General features: G+C 76.1%; 16 protein-coding genes. 8 read left to right on the top strand and 8 right to left on the bottom strand.

Translation table 11 applies throughout. From position 1 onward, the window contains the following. The first annotated feature begins 53 nt into the window (after positions 1 to 53). Genes ACWG52_RS01320 through ACWG52_RS01310 form a run of 3 tightly spaced genes read left to right on the top strand, consistent with a single transcriptional unit; the run spans position 54 to position 6,915 of the window. Complete coding sequence (locus ACWG52_RS01320) at positions 54 to 1,211, top strand: AAA family ATPase (protein ID WP_389802659.1); 1,158 nt, start codon at positions 54 to 56, stop codon at positions 1,209 to 1,211. Continuing rightward, on the top strand, positions 1,208 to 5,020 hold the full coding sequence (locus ACWG52_RS01315) for a vWA domain-containing protein (RefSeq protein WP_453127520.1): 3,813 nt from the start codon (positions 1,208 to 1,210) through the stop codon (positions 5,018 to 5,020). Before ACWG52_RS01320 ends, ACWG52_RS01315 begins: the two co-directional genes overlap by 4 nt. After that, complete coding sequence (locus ACWG52_RS01310; RefSeq protein WP_453127518.1) at positions 5,017 to 6,915, top strand: hypothetical protein; 1,899 nt, start codon at positions 5,017 to 5,019, stop codon at positions 6,913 to 6,915. The genes ACWG52_RS01315 and ACWG52_RS01310 overlap by 4 nt, the downstream gene beginning before the upstream one ends. On the opposite strand, the gene ACWG52_RS01305 is transcribed toward ACWG52_RS01310, so the two are convergent. Continuing rightward, complete coding sequence (locus ACWG52_RS01305) at positions 6,902 to 7,357, bottom strand: MarR family winged helix-turn-helix transcriptional regulator (protein WP_453127516.1); 456 nt, start codon at positions 7,355 to 7,357, stop codon at positions 6,902 to 6,904. The genes ACWG52_RS01310 and ACWG52_RS01305 overlap by 14 nt on opposite strands. Positions 7,358 to 7,520: 163 nt before the next feature. On the opposite strand from ACWG52_RS01305, the gene ACWG52_RS01300 reads away from it, so the two are divergent. After that, positions 7,521 to 8,354: an alpha/beta fold hydrolase gene (locus ACWG52_RS01300; RefSeq protein WP_453129108.1), complete on the top strand. Its 834-nt coding sequence runs from the start codon at positions 7,521 to 7,523 to the stop codon at positions 8,352 to 8,354. A gap of 31 nt (positions 8,355 to 8,385) precedes the next feature. Here the strand turns inward: ACWG52_RS01300 and ACWG52_RS01295 are convergent, their stop codons facing one another. Next, positions 8,386 to 8,871, bottom strand: a complete 486-nt coding sequence (locus tag ACWG52_RS01295; protein ID WP_389802669.1) for an HAD domain-containing protein — start codon at positions 8,869 to 8,871, stop codon at positions 8,386 to 8,388. Between the two features lie 59 nt (positions 8,872 to 8,930). On the opposite strand from ACWG52_RS01295, the gene ACWG52_RS01290 reads away from it, so the two are divergent. Beyond that, positions 8,931 to 9,677, top strand: coding sequence for an MOSC domain-containing protein (locus tag ACWG52_RS01290; RefSeq protein ID WP_453127514.1), 747 nt, complete (start codon positions 8,931 to 8,933; stop codon positions 9,675 to 9,677). A gap of 20 nt (positions 9,678 to 9,697) precedes the next feature. Then, positions 9,698 to 10,405: a hypothetical protein gene (locus ACWG52_RS01285; RefSeq protein WP_453127512.1), complete on the top strand. Its 708-nt coding sequence runs from the start codon at positions 9,698 to 9,700 to the stop codon at positions 10,403 to 10,405. Here ACWG52_RS01285 and ACWG52_RS01280 read toward each other — a convergent pair. Further along, positions 10,389 to 12,005: a carboxylesterase/lipase family protein gene (locus ACWG52_RS01280; protein WP_453127511.1), complete on the bottom strand. Its 1,617-nt coding sequence runs from the start codon at positions 12,003 to 12,005 to the stop codon at positions 10,389 to 10,391. The genes ACWG52_RS01285 and ACWG52_RS01280 overlap by 17 nt on opposite strands. 181 nt (positions 12,006 to 12,186) lie before the next feature. On the opposite strand from ACWG52_RS01280, the gene ACWG52_RS01275 reads away from it, so the two are divergent. Continuing rightward, positions 12,187 to 13,158, top strand: a complete 972-nt coding sequence (locus ACWG52_RS01275) for a hypothetical protein (protein WP_389802679.1) — start codon at positions 12,187 to 12,189, stop codon at positions 13,156 to 13,158. Between the two features lie 154 nt (positions 13,159 to 13,312). Here ACWG52_RS01275 and ACWG52_RS01270 read toward each other — a convergent pair whose 3' ends face one another. Genes ACWG52_RS01270 through ACWG52_RS01260 form a run of 3 tightly spaced genes read right to left on the bottom strand, consistent with a single transcriptional unit; the run spans position 13,313 to position 15,992 of the window. Further along, the gene (locus tag ACWG52_RS01270; protein ID WP_389802682.1) at positions 13,313 to 14,338 is read right to left on the bottom strand and encodes an NAD(P)/FAD-dependent oxidoreductase; all 1,026 of its coding nucleotides are present in this window, start codon (positions 14,336 to 14,338) and stop codon (positions 13,313 to 13,315) included. After that, positions 14,335 to 14,925: an isoprenylcysteine carboxyl methyltransferase family protein gene (locus ACWG52_RS01265; protein ID WP_389802685.1), complete on the bottom strand. Its 591-nt coding sequence runs from the start codon at positions 14,923 to 14,925 to the stop codon at positions 14,335 to 14,337. The genes ACWG52_RS01270 and ACWG52_RS01265 overlap by 4 nt, the downstream gene beginning before the upstream one ends. A 5-nt stretch (positions 14,926 to 14,930) precedes the next feature. After that, positions 14,931 to 15,992, bottom strand: coding sequence for a type III polyketide synthase (locus ACWG52_RS01260; RefSeq protein WP_453127509.1), 1,062 nt, complete (start codon positions 15,990 to 15,992; stop codon positions 14,931 to 14,933). Positions 15,993 to 16,068: 76 nt separating this feature from the next. On the opposite strand from ACWG52_RS01260, the gene ACWG52_RS01255 reads away from it, so the two are divergent. Then, a complete protein-coding gene (locus ACWG52_RS01255) occupies positions 16,069 to 16,956 on the top strand; it encodes a UbiA family prenyltransferase (RefSeq protein WP_389802691.1) in 888 nt (295 codons plus the stop codon). Between the two features lie 19 nt (positions 16,957 to 16,975). Here the strand turns inward: ACWG52_RS01255 and ACWG52_RS01250 are convergent, their stop codons facing one another. Continuing rightward, positions 16,976 to 19,351, bottom strand: coding sequence for an FtsX-like permease family protein (locus ACWG52_RS01250; RefSeq protein WP_453127506.1), 2,376 nt, complete (start codon positions 19,349 to 19,351; stop codon positions 16,976 to 16,978). Then, positions 19,348 to 20,052: an ABC transporter ATP-binding protein gene (locus tag ACWG52_RS01245; protein ID WP_389802697.1), complete on the bottom strand. Its 705-nt coding sequence runs from the start codon at positions 20,050 to 20,052 to the stop codon at positions 19,348 to 19,350. Before ACWG52_RS01245 ends, ACWG52_RS01250 begins: the two co-directional genes overlap by 4 nt. Positions 20,053 to 20,097 lie beyond the last annotated feature (45 nt).

Genomic DNA, 20,097 nt, shown 5'->3' with positions numbered 1-20,097 from the left:
GCGCGCAGGTGCGCCGCGCCCCGGACCACCCCAGACACACTCCGGAGAACCCGATGACCGTCACCGAAGAGACCTCCCCCGCCGCCCGGCAGGTGCTGCCCGCCGAGGAGCGCCACGCCGCCGAACTCGCCTTCCTCGCCGCCCAGGACCCCGGCCCCCGCCCGCCCGGCTGGGCCCTGACCCCGCGCGCCGTCGTCACCTTCGTCTGCGGCAGCGACGGAGCCGAACTGACCCTGCCCAAGCGCCGCGCCGGACTCCCCACCAAGCTGGCCATCGCCCCCAAGTTCGTCGGCGAACGCGCCCTCGTGGAGCGCTGCGTCGTCACCCTCGCCGGAGAGCGCGGCCTGCTCCTCACCGGCGAGCCCGGTACCGCCAAGTCGATGCTGTCCGAGCTGCTGGCGGCCGCCGTCAGCGGCACCAGCGCCCTCACCGTCCAGGGCACGGCCGGCACCACCGAGGACGCCTTCCGCTACGGCTGGAACTACGCCCTGCTGCTCGCGCAGGGCCCCACCTCGCAGGCCCTGGTCGACTCGCCGGTGCTCTCCGCCATGCGCACCGGACGCGTCGTCCGCGTGGAGGAGATCACCCGCTGCCTGCCCGAGGTGCAGGACGCGCTCGTGTCGATCCTGTCCGACCGGCGGCTCAGCGTGCCCGAACTGACCGCGACCGAGGACGCGGTGGTCTCCGCGGCCCCCGGCTTCACCGTCATCGCCACCGCCAACCTGCGCGACCGCGGCGTCTCCGAGATGTCCGCAGCCCTCAAGCGGCGCTTCAACTTCGAGACCGTCGCCCCGATCGCCGACGCGGACGCCGAGGCCACCCTGATCCGCCGCCAGGCGGTGGCCGCCGTCCAGCGGGCCGGCGCCGCCTTCGGGGTCGACGACGCCGTGCTCGACGCGCTCGTCACCGTCTTCCGCGACCTGCGCTCCGGCCGCTCCGCCGAGGGCTGGGACGTGGAGCGCCCCGGCACGGTCATGTCCACCGCCGAAGCCGTCCAGGTGGCGGCCTCGCTCGGGGTCGCCGCCGCGTACCTGCCGGGCGGGGACGTGCTGGACCTGCTGCCGGGACACCTGCTGGGCGTCGTACGCAAGGACGACCCGGCCGACCACGGACGGCTGCTGGGGTACTGGGACGGGCCGGTCCGACGCCGCGCCGAGGACGGTTCGCCGATGTGGCGTCGCCTCTGGGACCTGCGCGGGAGCCTGCGTTGACGCACACCGATCCGCGCGCAGCGGTCGACGCCCTCGCCGCGGTCCGCGAGCCGTACCTCATCGGGGTGCGCCACCACAGCCCCGCGCTGGCCGCGGTGGTACCGGCCCTGCTGGACGCCTCGGGGGCGGACGTGGTCTGCGTCGAACTCCCGGCGGAGTTCCAGCCCTGGCTGGAGCACCTCGCCGACCCGGAGACCGTCGCCCCGGTCGCCCTCGCGGGCACGGGGGAGGACGGCCGTCTGGCGTTCTACCCGTTCGCGGACTTCTCCCCGGAGCTGGCCGCGATCCGCTGGGCCCGCCGGGCCGGCGCGTCCGTCGTCTGCTGCGACCTCCCCCTGGCGGACCGAGGCTGGACCGAGCCGACCGGAGCCACGGACCGGGACCCCCGGACCCCGGACCCCGAGGAGGCCACGGCCCCGAGCCCGGACTCGCTCGCGGAACCCGCTCCGTCCCCGGCCGCGGCCCCCACAGGCGGGACCTTCGCGCAGGCCCTGTCCGCCGCCGGTACGGGTCGCGACGGTGACGACCTGTGGGACCGGGCGGTCGAGGTCCTCGCACCGGGCTGCTCGCCGGAAGCCGTCCGGCGGGCGGCGCTCGGCGTCGGCTGGGCGCTGCGCGCGGACACGGACGCCGTACCGGCGACGGACCTGGCCCGTGAAGCGCACATGCGGCGCGTGATCACGGGCGCCGTCGCCACGGGCCACCGCGTGGCGGCGGTGATCGGGGCGTTCCACGCCCCGGTCCTCCCGGGTCGGGCCGCCGACGGCTCGCGGGCCGAACCCTGCGCCGGCTCCGCCGAAGGATCACGTTCCGCCACTGCCTCGGACGCCGGCACCGGCACGAGCACCGGCACCGGCACCGGCACCGGCACTGGAACCGGCACCGCTTCCGGCTGCGGCGACGACGCGGGCACGGGCCTCGGGCCGAAGTCCGTCGTGCCGGCTCCGCGGGTCGGTGGCGGCGCCGCTGCCGGGGCGTCGGCCGCCGACACGGTTTCGGCCGTCACCTCCTTCGTGCCGTACTCCTTCGACCTGCTCGACTCCCGCTCCGGATACCCGGCCGGGATCCGGGACCCCCGCTGGCAGCAGGCCGTCCTCGAAGCCGGCGGCGACCCCGACCGGGTCCGTGAGGCCGCCTCCGTCGCCGTCACCGGGCTCTGCCGGGAGCTGCGCCGCGCCGGGCACACCGCGGGCACCGGCGAGGCCGCCGAGACCCTGCGGCTCGCCTGCGACCTCGCCGCCCTGCGCGCGCTCCCCGCGCCCGGCCGCGGCGAGCTCCTCGAAGCCGTCACCACCGTCCTCGGCCAGGGGGAACCCCTCGGCCGGGGCCGGGCGCTGGCCCGCGCCCTGGAAGCCGTGCTCGTCGGCACCGCCCGTGGCCGGATCACCCCGCACGCCCCCCGCTCCGGCCTCGGCCCCTCCGTCGAGGCCGAACTCGCCGAGCTGCGGCTGCCGTCCCCCGAGGATCCCGCGCCCCGCGAGATCCGCCTCGACCCGCTCCGCTCCGCCCTGGACGGCCGCCGCGAGGTCCTGCTGCAACGGCTCCTCGTGTGCGGAGCCTCCTACGGGGAGCCCCTCACCGTCGCCGCCACCGGCGACGGCACCGCCCTCGGCACCAAGTGGCGGCTCTCCTGGACGCCTTCCGTCCCCGCCCGGCTGGATCTTGCCGGGGTGCGCGGAGTCACCGTCGCCCAGGCGGCCGCCGGCACCCTGCGCGACACCGCCCGCCGGGCCGCCGCCGAGGGCGGGCCGACCCCGGCGCAGATCCTCGCCGGACTGTCCGCCGCCGCGCGGTGCGATCTGCCCGAGCTGGTCGACGTACGCCTCCACGAGGCGGCCACCGCCCTGCCGCAGACCGCGACCCTGCCCGAACTCCTCGACGCCTTCGATCTCCTGGAGGCCCTCCACCGCGGCCACCTGCCCGGCACCTCCGACGCCTCCCGGGCGGCCGCCGCGGACCTCGCCGGCGACCTCCTCGAAGCGGCCGTGCGCGCCCTGCCCGGCCTCGCCGGGAGCGAGGACCCCGCCGACGCGGCCGCCCTCGTGGCCCTCGCCGACCGGGCCGCCGCCCACCACCTGGGCCTGCGTACGGACGACGCCCTCGCGGACCTGGCCGCCACCGCGTCCCCGCTGATGCAGGGCGCGGCCCTGGCCGTACGGGTCCTGCTCGACCTCGACCCGGCCGCCGAGCTGGGCGGCCGCGCCGCCGGATGGATCGACAGCGCGGGCACCGCCGACAGCCGGCGCGCCCTGACCCGGCGGCTCGGCGGACTCCTCACCGCCGCCGGTCCGCTGCTGCAGTCCTCCCCGGCCGCGCTCACCCCGCTCCTCGACCGTGTCGAGCACCTCGCCGACCAGGACTTCCTCGACCGGCTCCCGGCCCTGCGCGGCGGCTTCGACGCCCTGTCGCCCGCCGCCCGCGACCGGCTGCTCCACACCGTCACCGAGCGGCTCGGCGACCGGATCGACCTCGCGCTCGACGCGTCACCCGCCCTGCTCGCCCTCTGGGCGGCGGCCGACGCGGCCGGACTCGCCGCCCTCAAGGCCCTTCCCCTGCCCGGAACGCAAGCGCCGACGCCGGGCCCCGACCCGACACCGCGCCCCGACCCGACACCGGACTCCGTCCCGGATGCGTCGGAAGCCCTGCCCGAGCCTGCCCCCGGGGCTCCCCGGGCCGACGGCCTGCGGCTCGCCCCCGCCGACCGCTGGCGGCTCCTGCTCGGCCGCGAACGCGACCGGCTCCCGGCCGGCGCCCGCCGCTACGCCCACGCGTTGGACGAGCTGTACGGCGCCGGGCGCGGCGAAGGCGCCTCCGACCTCGACCTCGGCCAGGGCGGGGGCCAGGGAGGCGGCCAGGAGGCCTCCTTCCCCACCGCCCGGGAGTGGTCGCAGGAACTGGAAGCGCTGTTCGGCGCCGACGTCCGGGAGGAGGTGCTGGCGGGAGCGGCCGAAGCGGGCCGCACCGACGTCCTCACCCAGCTCGATCCGGCGTCCGTACGGCCCTCGGTGGAACTGCTCAGTTCCGTCCTGTCGCTCGCGGGCGGGCTGCCGGAGGCCCAACTCGCCCGCCTGCGCCCCCTGGTACGTAGGCTCGTGGACGAACTCGCCAAGGAGCTCGCCACCCGCCTGCGCCCCGCCCTCTCCGGCCTCGCCACCCCGCGTCCCACCCGGCGGCCGGGCGGCAAGCTCGACCTGGCCCGCACCTTGCGCGCCAACCTCGCGCACACCCGGCGGCGGGCCGACGGCACCGTGGTCGTCGTTCCCGAGCGGCCCGTCTTCAGCACCCGGGCGAGCCGCGAGGCCGACTGGCGGCTGATCCTGGTCGTCGACGTCTCCGGCTCCATGGAGGCGTCCGTCATCTGGTCGGCGCTGACCGCGGCGGTGCTGGGCGGCGTACCGACCCTGTCCACCCACTTCCTGGCCTTCTCCACCCAGGTCGTCGACCTCACCGACCGGGTCGAGGACCCGCTCTCCCTGCTGCTGGAGGTCCGGGTCGGCGGCGGCACGCACATCGCCGCCGGTCTCGCGCACGCTCGCTCCCTGATCACCGTCCCGAGCCGCACCCTCGTCGTCGTGGTCAGCGACTTCGAGGAGGGCGCGCCGATCGGCGGGCTCCTCGGCGAGGTCCGCGCGCTGGCCGCCTCGGGCGCCCACCTGCTGGGCTGCGCCGCGCTCGACGACGAGGGGACGCCCCGCTACTCGGTCCCGGTCGCGCGGCAACTCGTGGCGGCCGGTATGCCCGTGGCCGCCCTCAGTCCCCTCGCCCTCGCCCGCTGGGTGGGCGACCGCCTCCGTGGAGAGTCCCGTTGAGCACCGAACTGCCGCCCGTCGCACCCGAGGTGCTCGCCGAAGCCGTCGAGAACCTCACCGCCCGCCTGCGCAAGAAGCTGGACGCCGCCACCGAGGGCTGCGCGGCGGGCGCCGTCCTGGAGGCCGACGGCACCGTCATCCTCCGCTTCGGCGAGGACGCGCTCGTCACCCTGCGCCCCGGTCCGGCGGGCACGATCACCACGGCGGACCAGGCCACGTGCAGCTGCCTGCTGGCACCCCGCTGCCTGCACCGGGCCGCCGCCCTGGGCGCGGCCCCGCTCGCGGACACCCCGCCGGAGCCGGCAGGGGAGGCGGAGCAGGCCGCGGCCGCGGCGGGCGGGCCCGCCGATCCCACCGCTCCCGCCGCCGATCCCGCCGGATCCACGGAACCGGCCGCGTCCGAGGCACCGGCAGCGCCGGTCGGGACCACCGTGCCGGCGACGCCGGTCCTCACCGCGGCCCAACTGCGCGCCGCCGGCGCCCTGTGGCACGTGGCCGCCGAAGCCCTCGCCGCCGGGGTCACCGCCGGGGGAGCGGTGGTCCAGGCCGAGTTGCTGCGCGCCGCCCACACCGCCCGCCTCGCCGGGCTGATCCGGGCCGAAGCGGCCGCCCTCAGGGTCGTACGCGGCCTCCGGGCCGCCCGCGAACACCGGGCCGGCCAGCGGCTCGGCGACCTCACCGATGCCTTCCGGGAGCTCCTCCACACCGCCGGACTGCTGGCTGCCGGATCCGCCGACCCCGCACTCACCGGCACCGCCCGCCGCGCCTACGCGCCGGGCGGCAGCCTCCAGGTGCACGGCCTGTGCCGGGAACCCGTGCTCTCCGCCACCGGATACGGCGGAGTGGTCACCCACCTGCTGGCCCAGGACGGCACCCCCTACTCGATCTCCGACGTCCGCCCCGGCGGCCTGGCCCGCGCCCGCGGCGCCGGTTCCGCCTCCGTCGCCCTCGGCGGCGCCACCCTCGACCACGCCGGCCTCGCCCGCGGTGGCCTGCGTATCGTCGGCGCGACCGTCTCCGCGGAGGGCCGGCTCGGCGCCGGACGCGGGGTCAGGGCCACCCCACTGCCGGGCAGCGCCTGGACCGAACAGCCCGCCGCGCGGCTCTTCGCCCGACCGGCCGCCGAGGCCGTCGCCGCGTTGCTCGCCGATCCGGACGCGGCCGAGTCCGCGCTGCTCGGCTGCGACGTCACGGTCGTCGGCGCGGTCGGAGAGCACCTCCTGGTCCGTGAGACGCGGCCGGACGCGCCCCTGCTGCGGCTGCTGCCCGCGCATCCGCACCCGGAGTTGGCGCACACGGAGAACCTGCGCCGCATCGCCTCGTACCCGGGGCTCCGGCTGCGCGTCCTGGGCCGCCCCGACCTGGACCGCACCGCCACGCTGCGCCCCGTGGCCGTGGGCCCGGTGCCGGGCGCGGAGCACACGCTGCGGCTGCCCGAGGAGTGGCTGGGCCGGGCCGACCTCGGCTACGACCGCCTCCAGGGCGCACACTTCCCGCAGGGAGCCGCAGCCCCCGTACCGCTTCCGGCGGCCGAGGGCCCGGACCCGCTGGCCGACTCCCCGCTGTGGCGGGTGCGCCGCCTGCTGGAGACCGGGGTCGCCGGTGGCCGCCGCGCCGTCGCCGAGGCCGCGCGCGGTACGGAGTCCCTGGCCGGGGCCTCGTACGCTCCGCTGCGCCGGGCGGGGCTCACCGCGGCGGCCGAGCTGGCCGCCGCACTGGCTGCCGAGGCCGACCGCCGCCCGCGGGACGTCTTCGGCCGGCTGGCCGACCCCTCGCCCGACGGCTACGCCTGGGCCTGGCTCGCCGCGGCGACCCACCTGGCGGCGGCGGAACGCTGCTTGATCGCCGCGTCCTGGGCGGCGAACCCGAGCGCCGTCCCGGTCAGCGGGCGGTGACGGACGGGGTCAGCCTGCGGGCCAGGAGGTCCAGGGCCGCCGTGACCTCACGGACGGTGTCCGGGGTCGGGGCGGTTCCGTCGGGACCGGTCAGCGCCGCCGCGAGCGCCTCGTCGATGGTGGTGGCGCGGACCTCGGTGACCCGTGCGGAGGGTTCGCCGGTGGGACGGATGAGTCGGCGGCGCCGGTCGGCGGGGTCGGGCTCCGTGTCGACGGAGCCCGCCTGCTCCAACCGGGCCACGGCCGTGGAGACCTGACTCTGCGGCAGGCCCGTCCGTGCGGCGATCTCACCGACCGTGGTCCCGGGGTGGGAGACGACGTCGCCGAGGACGACGACCACCGAGCGGACCGACCCCGCCGGCCCCGACTTCGGCCCGGGCATCGCCTGTTCGCCGATCTTCATGAGAGTGCGCCCCAGGAGGAACGCTTCGACTCCGTTCATGAGCGGCAGAGTACATCTGAATGGATGCATCTATCTTGATGCATCTATTCAGATGGATTACTGTCGTGTCGTCAGCCGGAGATACCGCTGACACGTCAGCAGGGGGACCCGTCATGCCCAGGACCGCCGCCGCGTCCAGTACCCCGCGACCGCCGCCACCGCCATCGCCACCCGCACCCTCTCCGTCCCGGGTGCCACCCTGCACTTCCAGGTCGCCGGGCGCGGCCCCGTCCTCCTCCTGTCCCAGAGCGGCGAAGGCGACGCGGACCGCACGGTCGACCTCGTCCCGCACCTGACCGACACCTTCACGGTCGTCACCTACGACCGCCGCGGCCTGTCGCGCAGCACCCTCGACGACCCCACCCGGCCCGTCACCATGGCCGATCACGCGGACGACGTCGCCGGCCTGCTGGCCGAGGTCACCGACGGACCGGCACTGATGGCCGGGTTCAGCATGGGAGCCGCGATCGGCCTGCGGACCGTGGCCCGCCACCCCGGCCTGCTGAGCACCCTGATCGCACACGAGCCCGTGATGCCGAACCTGCTGGCCGAGGGGGACCGCGCGGAGCACCTGGCCGAACTGGCGGACATCCAGCACGCCTACGCCGCCGGGGGCCTGTCGGCGGCGTTCCCGGCGATCGCCCGGCACCTCGGCATCGACCCGGCGCACGACGAGACCGAGGGCGACCTCACCCCCCAGCCCCTGACCCCGCGCCGCCAGGCCAACTTCGGCTTCTTCGTCGGCACGGAGTTCACGGCCGTCAGCACGGACGACCTGGACCCGGCGGAGCCGGTACGGGCCGCCGCGCGCGCCGGTACCCGGATCATCGCGGCGACGGGCCGGACCACCCGGCCGGCGGTCCACACCTACCGCTGCGCCCTGGCGCTGGCGGCCCGCCTGGGCACGGAGCCGGTGGAAATCCCCGGCGGCCACAACGGGAACACCGCGTTCCCCCGCGCGACGGCACGCACCCTGAAGATCCTCCTCGCCCGGTGATCCCACGGCACGGCGGCCGGAGCCCCGGCGGCTACCCCGTGCGCAGCCAGGCCCGCAGCACGCCGAGGTCGGCCTCTGTCAGGCCCCGTCCCGGATCGACCCGGTGCAGGAGCGCCCGGCCGGGATGGCGGGCGGTCACGTAGTGCCGGTCGGCGCCGGTGATCTCGTCGTCGACCCAGATGAAGGACCGCCCGGCGGCGTGGTCGAGGAGCGCGGGGGTCTTCCAGTGGATCCCGCCCCGCCCGTCCTCGTCGGACGGCTCCGGCCGGACCACCACGGGCAGCTCCGGCAGGCCGAGCCGGGGTGCGACGCACTCGTTCGCCTCCGCCATCCAGGTCGTGGCCCACACCAGCTCGCAGGGCAGCGCCGCCAGCTCGGGCCCGAGCGTCGGATCGACCCGGGCGAGCAGGGGATTCGCCTCGCCCTCGGGGGCTGCGGGGTACGGTCCGGCCCCGAAGGGGATGAGGGGTCCGTCGACATCGAGGTAGAGCAGCACGGGGGTGGTGGAACCGGTCATGAGGCCACCGTAGTCCTCCTCGTCGAGGGTAATGATCTTGGCGGAGGGGCGTCGGAGCGGTGGCTGACAACGTGGGCGTGATCGAGCGGTTGTGGCGGTACCCGATCAAGTCGACCAGTGGCGAGCGCCTGCGCAGCGTGGCCGTCGACGAGCGGGGCCTGCTGGGCGACCGGCTGTACGCCGTGCGCGACGGGGAAGGCAGGTTCGGCTCGGGCAAGAACACCCGACGCTTCCGGCGGATGGACGGCCTGTTCCAGCTGAGCTCCCGCTACCCGCGCGGCACCGCGGAGCAGAGCCCTCCGGAACTCCTCGACCCGCACGGGCACGTGGTGGCCGACCCCACGGCGTACCTGCGCGGCCACCTCGGCCGTCCCGATGTGGAGCTCGCCCGCGAGGGGGAGATCTCGCACTTCGACCAACTGCCGCTCAGCGTCCTCACGACCGCCACCCTCGACCGGATCCGCCGCGCGGTGCCGGGCGTTCCGGTCGACGAGCGCCGGTTCCGCCCGAACATCCTCGTGCGGACCCCGCCCGGCACCCCGGCCTTCGTCGAGGACGAGTGGATCGGGCGCGAGGCCACGGTGGGGGACACCCTCCGCATCGCGTTCCTGCGCTCCAGCGAGCGGTGCGTGATGACCAACCAGGCCCAGGGGGACCTGCCGCACTCGCCGCTCATCCTGCGGACGATCACCCGGGTCCACGACAACCGGCTCGACGCGCTCGCCAGGATCGTGATCCCGGGAACGGCCCGCGTCGGGGACCGGCTCGTGCTCGATGGAACCCGGGCCGCCGCAATCGCCTCTTGATGGCCGAAAGGGGGACGGCCATGACGAAGATTGCGGTGTCCATGACCGGGCGGCTGGTGGTGGCGGGGCTCCTGTGCGCCGCTCTGGCGGCGTGCGGGACCACGCGGGCGGGGGAGGTCGCGGCGCCCGCCGACGTACCCACGCTGACGTCGGCCGAGTGCGATCTCGACGTGCCGACGGAGGAGGAGACGGGCGGGTACGCGGGTCCGCCGACCGATCAGGAGACCGGTGCGTACGCGGGTCCGCCGACGGAGGAGGAGACGGGCGGGTACGCGGGTCCGCCGACCGATCAGGAGACCGGTGGGTACGCGGGTCCGCCGACGGAGCAAGAGACGGGCGCGTACGCCGGCCCGCCCACCGATCAGGAGACCGGTGCCGACGCGGGCCCGCCGACCGACGGGGAGATGGGCAACGGCGGTGGCCCCTGCGGTCCGGCGGACTGGTTCGACATGACCCGCGACTTCACCGCCTACCACCACGAGCACGAGGCCGACGACGGGTACGTCGACTCTGTGGTGATCAAGGAGGTCCGCGTCCGCAAGGTCCGCACGGTCGGCGAGGCGCGGATCACCTTCACCACCCGGGAAGTGGGCAAGGGACGGGGCGACGCAGCCCGCAGCATCGCCACGGTGTTCGCCGCCTGGCGGCACGAGCTCTACGGGGACACGGGGACGGTGACCCTCCGGACCGCGACGGGTCCGGAACTGAACATCACCGAGCCCTGGTGACCCCGGGCCACCGCGCGTCCCAGAGCGCGCAGTGGTGCTCCCTCCGCGCGTCCACCGCGCGGATCCCGCCCGCCCCCGGCGCCAGCGACAGCACCGAGGCCGAGGTCAGCCCGCCGGGCCACCGCGGCGCTCCCGGCGCCGCCGGAACACCCCCGCGGGCGAACTCCGTCCAGTAGCCGGTCATCCGGTCCGCGAGCCCGCGCTGCGGTGCGGTCAGCGGCGCGATCGTGAACAGGTAGGGCAGTTCGAAGCCGTGCGTCGCGCCGAACGGCAGGTCCGGCGGCACCGGCAGACCCGTGAAATCGGGAGCGCCCCGGTCGCTGAACCGGTACGCGTACACCGGCACGTGGCGGCCCAGCGCCGCGCCGTCCCGCAGCGTCGGGCAGGCGAACGAGGCGTCGGTCAGTACGGTGGCCCACGCGACCGCCGGGCTCGCGAAGGCGGACGCCGGATAGGCGGCCTCCACGGCGCGGGCGGTCGGCGGGTCGAAGGACCGCTCCAGCCGGGCCCGGTAGGCGGCCGGGTCGGGGATCGGATACCCGGCCAGGGTCTGCGCGAGGAAGAGGCGCATCTCGTCCTGGTTGAAGCCCTGGACCACCGGTACCCGGTGGAACCGCCCGGCCTCCAGCGCCCGCCGCGGCTCCAGCGGCAGCACGCTGTTGCCGTAGGAGACCAGTGAGAAGCGCTGCATCAGTTCGGCGGTCGCCAAGGCCCCCGTGTCCAGTCGGCGCAGGCAGTCCAGCACCCCGCCGGGCCGGTCGCAGCCGAGTCGGGCCGCCGCCAGGGCGCCGGCCGCGACCGTACGCGCCTCCGGTGCGAAGGGCTCGTACGTGCCGAGCCCGGGCAGCAGGGACCACGGTGGCGCCGTGGTCGAGCACGAGCCGCTCTGCACGATCGCCCGGTGGAACAGGCCCGCCGACGCGGGGGAGGCGAGGTGCGCGCAGACGCTGAGGGCCCCCGCCGATTCGCCGAACACGGTGACGTTGCCCGGGTCCCCGCCGAAGCGCCGCGCGTTCGCCCGTACCCAGCGCAGCGCCGCCCGCTGGTCCGCGAGGGCGAAATCGGGCGCCCCGCCGAGCTCCGGATGGCCGAACAGCCCGAAGACGCCCAGCCGGTAGTTCACGGTCACGACCACCACCCCGCCCGACCCGGCGAGCCGCGCCGGCCGGTAGGCGTCGCCCGCGCCGCTGAAGAAGCCACCGCCGTGGAACCACACCATGACGGGCCGACCCCGGCCCCCGTCGGGCGCGGGCCGGCCCGCCGGAGCGGTGACGTTGAGGTACAGGCAGTCCTCCGAGCCGGTCGGCCCGCCCGGCCCGACGGCCGGCAGCTGCGCGCAGCGGGAACCGGGCGTCCCGGCATCGCGCACGCCCTGCCAGTGCGAGGCCGTCTCCGGCAGCCGCCAGCGCAGCGGTCCGGTCGGGGGAGCGGCGAAGGGGATCCCCTCGAAGGTGTCGTACGCGCCGTGCCCGAGCCCTCGAACCGGCCCCCGATCGGTGTCCACGACGGGCCGGTCAGGACCGGGCGCGGCGCCCAGCAGCAGCGACACGACGGGGAGCAGCAGGGCCCATCGGAGACTGAACCGGCGGAAGTGGGTCACGGCCGACGCCCTTTCCCCTTCGGGCCCGGGGTCGGGGCCCGGCGGGGGACCCCCGTTTGCCCTCCCCGAATGGCGCAGTGAGCGGAAGTGGCACTCAATGTAACAAAGCGTGCGCTTCCCATGACGCACGATGACCGGCGCGCGATTGCGTAGACCCGCGCGTCGGCGAACGGAGCTTTCCATGAATGACCCCATCACCCTCGCGGCGAAACAGCACGAAGACCGCCGCGGGACCCCCGACCCCATCGCACCGGACGAGCCGACCACGCCGCCCATGCGGACCCTGCTGGAAACGGCGGCCACCTGCCGTCCGGTCGAGGAGGTCACCGCACTCGTGAGCCTTCTCAAGGAGGGCGGCCCGCTGCCCGACGCCGGGCACGACGCACTGCGCACGGCCGCCGTGACCCGACCGGTGCAGGACGTACGACGGATGGTCGCCCTGCTGGGCGAGTCGCCGCACGAGGTCGCCGAGGCGGATCTCACGCTGCGCGCCGCCGCCGTCGGACGGTCCATCGAGGACGTCGCCCTGCTGGTGACCATCCTCGGCAAGGAGGACGCGGCGGAGACGGAGCGTCGGGGCCGCGCCGGGCCCGCCGGTCCGGCGGCGCCGGACGCCGCCCCGCCCGGCCCGCTCCCGGAACCCTCCGCTCAGCCCGCGCAGGAGCGGCACGAGGCACCGTACGAACCGAGGTACCCGGCGCTGTACGACGCTCCCTACCAGGAGCCGCCCCGGCGCACCGCTCCGGCCGACCCGCCCGCCGCCTCCCGCGACCGGGCGCTGCGGCGCGTCCTGCGCTGGCCCGTCGCGATCACCCTGCTGGTCAGCGGCGCCCTGCACCTGCCGAACGACCTGACCGCCCTGCCGTTCGCGGACGCCGTCGACCACCTGCCCCTCCTCGTCACCGTGCTCTGCCTGGTGAGCGGAGCGCTGGTGGCGCTCCGGGACACCACGGCGGTGTGGCGGGCGGGCGCGGCCACCGCGCTCGGCGTGGTCGCCCTGCACGTGCTGGGCGGGTCGCTGCGGTACGACCCGTTGGCGGGCGCGGTGGGCGGCGCCCTGGCCGGGGCCGGAGTCGCCGTCGTGCTGTGCGCGGCGGTGGGTGCGGTCCTCGCCGGTCTGGCCCTGAGGAACCGCCGGGAGCCCTCGGCCTGACCGGCCCACGGCCCCGGCCCCCCCCCGCTCCACCGGAACGGCACCCCGCGCCTCGTGCGCGGGGTGCCGTTCCGTTCGGGGTCGTGCGTGGCCGTCCGGGTCGTGCGTGGCCGTTCGGGGTCGTGCGCGGTCCGATTCGACCCGCGCGGCGCGGTCACGCGAGCAGGTTCACCGCCCGGGTGAACACCCGCGGCAGCCGAGCGGCCAGCGGGACGATCCGTGGCGCGAGGCGCGGCCGGTGACGGGCCCACAGCAGGGACGCCGTGAGCGTCCGGTAGCTGCGCGACAGGTCCCGCCAGGCCTGTTCGTAGGCCTGCGGTCGCCCCGCACGCACGCACCGCACCAGCTCGCCCGCGGCCGTCACGGCCAGGGTGAGTCCCTCACCGGTCAGCGCGTCCACGTACCCGGCCGCGTCCCCCACGAACAGCACGCGCCCCGCCACCCGTACGCGGGCCCCCTGGCGCAGCGGCCCGGCCCCGCGCACCGGCGTACCGGCCGCCGCGGCCAGCCGCTCCGACAGCACCGGGAAGCGGGCGAGTTGTACGTCGAACGGGGCCTGGTCGGAGGTCAGCACGGCCACGCCGATCCGGTCGGGCCCGAGCGGCGTGACGTAGGCCTCGCACCGCTGTGACCAGTGCACCTCGACGAGGTCGCTCCACGGCGGGACGGCGTAGTGGCGGCGCAGTCCGTAGCGGGCCGGGCTGCGGGGCGCGCGCGGCGCCGACAGGCCGAGCCCGCGCCGGACGGGCGAGTGCAGGCCGTCCGCCGCGACCAGGTAGCGGGCGGTGAGCCCGGCCGCGGTGACCTGGTGGACGTCCTGGCGCACCTGGTCGACGCGCCCGGGGAGCACCCGTACACCGAGCTGCGCGGCGCGTTCGGCCAGCGCGGCCTGGAGGTCCGTGCGCCGTGCGCCGAGACCCGGACCGGACCGGAACAGCCCCTCGGCGGCACGGCCGCTCACGCCGTCGACGTAGCGGATGCCGTGGAACGGCTGCCCGCCGACGGCGACGCCCAACTCCCGGAGGTGGCGTACGCCTCCCGGCATCAGCCCCTCCCCGCAGGCCTTGTCGATGGGGGTGGGCCGCGGCTCCACGACCACCACCTGGAGGCCGGCGAGCGCGCCGTGGATGGCGGTGGCCAGTCCGGCCGGGCCGCCGCCCGCGATCAGCAGGTCGATCACGAGGCGGCGCCGGCCGAGGGGACGGAGGCGGGCGCCCGCAGACGGCCGCCGTCGGTGAGGGCGGCGTCCTCGCAGTCGATCCGTACGCGCAGCAGCAGCAGATTGAGCACGGTGAAGCCGAGCGCGGTCATCCAGGCGGTGTGCACCAGCGGCAGCGCGACGCCTTCCGCCACCACCGCCACGTAGTTGGGGTGGCGCAGCAGCCGGTACGGTCCCCTCTCCACCAGCGGCAGCCCGGGAATGACGAGCACCCGCGTGTTCCAGCGCTTCCCGAGGGTGGCGATGCACCACCACCGAAGTCCCTGGGCGGCGAGGGCGACGGCGAGGGCCGACCAGCCGAGCAGAGGGACGAACGGCCGCCCGGCCGCCCAGGGTTCCACCACGCAGCCCACGAGCAGCGCGGTGTGCAGGGCGACCATGGCCGGGTAGTGGCCGCGGCCGTACTCGCGGCCGCCGCGGGCCAGGCTCCACGCCGTGTGGCGGCGGGCCGTGATCAGCTCGGCGAGCCGCTCGGCGGCGACGAGGCCGATGAGCAGCAGGTACGGGGTCAGGGAGGCGGGGACGGTCAGGGCGGGGATCGAGATCATCGGGGTCACCAGCGCAGGAGGACGAGTTCGGACGCGAAGCCGGGACCGAAGGCGAGCATCAGCCCGACCGATCCGGGCGGGGGCGGTCCCGCGCTCTGGACGCCGTCCAGGATGTGCAGGACCGAGGCGGAGGAGAGGTTGCCCACGGCCGCGAGCGAGCGCCGGCTGGCGGCGAACGCCGAATCCGGCAGCGCGAGGGCGTCCGAGAGGGTGTCGAGGATCTTCGGTCCGCCGGGATGACAGATCCAGGCGTCGATGTCCGCGGGCTTGAGGTCGTGCGCGGCGAGGAAGGACTCGACCTCCTCGGCCACGTGCAGCCGGACCAGGTCCGGCAGTTCGCGGCCCAGCACCATGCGCATGCCCCAGTGGCCGATGTCCCAGCCGAGGAGGTGCTCGGTGCCCGGGTAGAGACGACTGCGGGCGGCCACCACCTCGGGCCCGGCGCCGGTGGCGTGCAGAGGGTGGTCACGTCCCACCGCCACCAGGGCTCCCGCGCCGTCGCCGAACAGGGCTCCGGCCACCAGGTTCGCCATCGAGGTGTCGGTCGACTGGAGGGTGAGCGAGCACAGCTCGGTGGACAGCAGGACCGCCGCGTGGCCGGAACGGCCCGTCAGGTGGTCGTGGACATGGCCCACTCCGGCGGCGCCGGCCGCGCAGCCGAGGCCGAAGAGCGGCACCCGCCGTACGTCGGGACGCAGGCCAGCGCGGGCGGCGAGGCGGGCCTCCAGCGAGGGCGTCGCGAGCCCGGTCACCGTGGTCGACATGACCAGGTCGACCTCCTCGGCCGCCAGGCCGGCGTCGTGGAGGGCGAGTTCGAGTGCCTGGGCGCCGAGGTCCAGGGCCGTCCCGATGAAGAGGGCGTTCGTCGCGCCGAAGTCGTTCCCCGGGCCGTACCGCTCCAGCGGCAGCGCGAGATGTCGGCCGTCCACGCGCACCGAGCCGTGGATCCGGCGCAGCAGGGCGGTGTCGGAGCCCGGAGGCAGGAAGCGGGCGAGCGCCTCCGTGATCTCGGACTGGGGGTGGCGATGAGGCGGGAACACGCTGCGCACTGCCAGAACACGTGTCATTCGGTCACCATAGAAAACAACTGACACATCATTACGAATCAGGCGAACCGGGCGCGGCGCCGCATAGCGTGTCGCCGTGCCCGCGACGCGAACCACGCAGACCCACGAGAACGCCGAAGCCACCAGGAGTGCGGCGTCCGGCCTCACCCTCGTCCCCGCCCTCATCCGCGGCCTGGCCGCCGCCTGCCACCCGCTGCCCGCGGCCGCCGTCACCCTCTTCGCCGCCGCTCTGACGGCCGCCGCGGGGCACGGCCCGGCGCGGGCGGCCGTCACCGTGGGCGCGGTGGCCGCCGGACAGCTGTCGGTCGGCTGGTGCAACGACCGGGTCGACCTACGGCGCGACCTGGCCACCGGCCGACCGGACAAACCGCTCGTCGCCGGTACGGTGCCGGCCCCGGCCGTCACCTGGGCCGCGGCCGGGGCGCTGCTGCTCTGCGTCGCGCTGTCGCTGGCCTGCGGGCCGCTCGCCGGCGCGGCGCACCTCGTCGGCGTGGCGGCCGCCTGGGCCTACAACCTCAGGCTGAAGAGCACGGCCGCCTCCTGGCTCCCGTACGCCTTGGCCTTCGGCCTGCTGCCCGCCTTCGTCACGCTGGGCCTGCCCGGAGCTCCTTGGCCGCCCCCGTGGCTGACGGCCGCCGCCGCCCTCCTCGGCGTGGGCGCGCACTTCGCCAACGTGCTGCCCGACATCGAGGACGACCTGGCCACCGGCGTGGCGGGGCTGCCGCAGCGGCTCGGCCGCCGGGTCTCGGCCGCCCTGGCCGGGCTGCTCGTCCTCGGTTCGACCACCACCTTGGTCGTGGGTCCACCGGGGCGGGTGACGACGTACGGCTGGACGCTGCTCGCCGCGACCACGACGGCACTGCTCCTCGCGGCCCGCCGGCCGGCCGGAAGGCTCCCGTTCCTGGCCACGATGGCGGTGGCCGGAGCCGATGTGGTCCTGCTGGTCGTCGAACTCCGCCCGTGAGCCGCCGCGGCGAGCGGGCTCACTCCGCGCGCAGGGCCCGCGCCGTACGGGTGCGCGCCGCCCAGAACGCGGGCGCCGAGGCGCCGGCCACGGCGAGCGGCACACCGGCGAAGGCCATCAGGAGGGGCAGCAGCCCACCGTGGACGTCGATGAACGCCTGCGGGATCGTGAACCCGGCCGCCCGCCCCATCGCCGGCATCACCGCACGGTGCAGGGCGGCGCCCAGCGGCGCCCCGACCGCCCCCGCGACCAGGCCGATCGCGGCCACGCCCGTCAGGACCTGGACGACGGTCTGCCGGGGAGTCATCCCCAGTGCCTTGAGGACCCCTTGGTCGTGGACCCGGTCGCGGGTGTCCAGGACGACCGTGTTGAGGACGCCGAGCCCGGCCACGGCGACGAGCATCAGAGTGAGCATCGCGATCAGCCCCCGCATCGCGGTGAAGACGCTCGAGGACGGACTCTCGGTGGCCGAGGCCTGGGCGCCCAGCGGCTCCAGGACCTGGTTCAGCTCCGCGACGTAGCGGTCCCGGTCCGTCCCCGACGTCAGCTCGACCCCGAACACGGCCGGCAGATAAGGGGATTCCAGTGCGGCGACCGACTCCAGCGAGGTGCGCAGCGTCATCCCGTCGTCGCCCAGGTCGAAGACCTCGCCGACGATCGTCAGCCGGGCCGAGCGCCCCTGCTCGGAGACGACGAGGTCGTCCCCGACGCGCAGCCCGGTGGCCTTCAGGAACCGGCCCGCGACGACGGCCTCGCCCCGCGCGGCGAACCAGCGCCCCGAGATCATCACCGGTGCGGCCCCCGCGCCCTCCCCCTCGTACGCCACGAGCGGCGCGCCGCCCGTCAGCCCCGCCACGTCCACCTCGGTACGGGAGGTCCGCCGCGACGATCGGGTGCCGGTGTGCTCCGCCAGCACCCGCGCGACGGCGGCGGGGTCCGCCGGGCGCGCCGCGAAGGAGGCCTCGGGACCGCCCTCCGGCGGAAGCACGGTGCGTACCGTGACGGCGCCGGAACGATCCGGGTCGCCCCCGGTCTGCACGGCGACCAGGGTGCCGCCCAGACCGACGGCGAGCGTCACCGCGAGAGCCCCGAACGCCACCGCCGAGCCCGTCGTCGCCGCCCGGGCCGGCCGGGTGAGCGGACCCGCGAGCCCCAGCAGCACCGATCGCGGCAGCGGCAGCCGGCCCAGGGCGTGCCGGGCCCGCAGACCCCGCCGAGCCCCGGTGATCCCAGCGCCACGCCCGATCACCAGGGCGGCCGGCAGCCGCGCGGCGCGGAGCGCCGGTACGAACGCGGTGGCCGCGACCACCGCCAGCGCCGCGGCGGGCACCAGCACGTCCACCCACACGGGGACCGGTACCGCCGCCGTTCCGTACACCTCGGCGACCTGCGCCATCACCGGTACGGCGAGCGCGTTGCCCAGGAGGACGCCGAGCAGGGCCCCGGCCGACGCCGGCAGCAGCGCCTGCGCCACGTACGCGCGGCCCACCTGCAGCGGGGTGAACCCGAGGGCCTTGAGGATCCCGATCCGGCGGGTGCCGGCGGCCACGGCCCCGCTCACCACCGTGCCGATCACCAGGACCGACATGGCCAGGCCCACGAAGGCGAAGACCGTCAGGAAGGGAATGAACGCGGCGGTGTTCTGCTGGGCGACCTGGCGTACGTCGAGGTACGACCGGGCTCCGGTGACGGCGCCGCCCGGTACGGCCGCCGTGATCGCCTCCTGCCCGGCGCGTACGTCCTCGGCGGTGCCGGACGCGGTGAGCCGGTAGAGCATCTGGAGGTCGGGACCCGCCGTCGTCAGCCCGGCCACCTGCTCCGGTACGACCCAGGCATCGGCGCTCCGCCCCGCCGACGAGGCGATCCCGACGACGGTCAACTCCGCCCGCTCGGCCCGCACACGTGCGCCCGGCCGGATGCCCGGGGGCAGCGTCGCCCGTTCCAGCACGATCTCACCGGGGGCGGCGGCCCACCGGCCGTCGACCAGGGCGACCCGGTCGACCGGACCGTCGGGAGCGGCGCGCCCCACCAGGGTCGAGGGCGGCGGCGTGTAGCCCGGCGGGGTCTCCCGCAGGGGCCACAGGCGGACCGACGCGAGGGGGTACGGACCGGCGGCTTCGGCCACCCCGGCCGTGCGGACGCTGTCCGCGAGTCGCTGCTGCGTGCCACCCGCGGATCCGTCGAACCGGACCGTGAGGTGCGCTCCGTTCTGGCCTTCGAAGGCCCGGTCGAACGGCCCACGGGAGCTGACGAGCAATCCGAGCGCCAAGGTCGCGGCGGCCACGGCGATCAGCGTGGTCAGGGTCATCACGGTGGTCTGCAGACGGCGTCGGCCGAGGCCGGCCCGGACCACCCGCCCGAGGCCGCCCGGCCGTGGGGCGCGGCCCGGCCTCATCGGGTCACCGCCCGGCCGACATCGCGCGCGATCCGGCCGTCGACGACCTCGATCGTCCGCGTCGCGCAGGACTCGGCGAGCGCCAGGTCGTGTGTGACCAGTACGATCGTCTGCCCGTCGGCGTTCAGCCCGCGCAGCAGCTCCCGTACGTCGGCGCCCGAGGCGCTGTCGAGTGCGCCCGTGGGTTCGTCCGCGAGCAGCAGCGGCGGCCGGTTCATCAACGCCCGTGCCACCGCCACGCGCTGCCGCTCACCGCCGGAGAGCCGGCCCGGGTACGCGCGGGCGTGCCGCTCGACGCCCAGGCGCGCGAGGAGTTCGGCGGCGCGGTCCGCCGCCCGGGCGCGGGGCACTCCGGCCAACTGGGCCGGGAGCAGAACGTTGTCGGCGACCGTGAGGTCGTCGAGCAGGTTGAAGAACTGGAAGATCATGCCGATCCGGGCGCGCCGGTGGAGCGCGGAGGCGGTCTCGCTCAGCGTGTCGACGCGCACCCCGTCGACGGTGACGGCGCCCGCGGTGGGCCGGTCGAGGCCGGCGATCAGGTTGAGCAGCGTGGACTTGCCGCTGCCGGAAGGTCCGAGGACGGCCAAGGCCTCACCGGGGCGCACCTGGAGGCTGATCCCGGCGAGGGCGGGCGGGCCCTCGTCGTAGCTCCTGGTCACCTCGCGCAGGTCGATGATCGGGTCGGCGATCGCTTCGGTCACGGTTCCTCCGTCTGACGGGGTGTCGGGTACGCCCCGACGCTATGG

This window comes from Streptomyces sp. CLCI03 (assembly GCF_053615355.1).
This window is presented reverse-complemented; position numbering and strand designations above follow the sequence as displayed.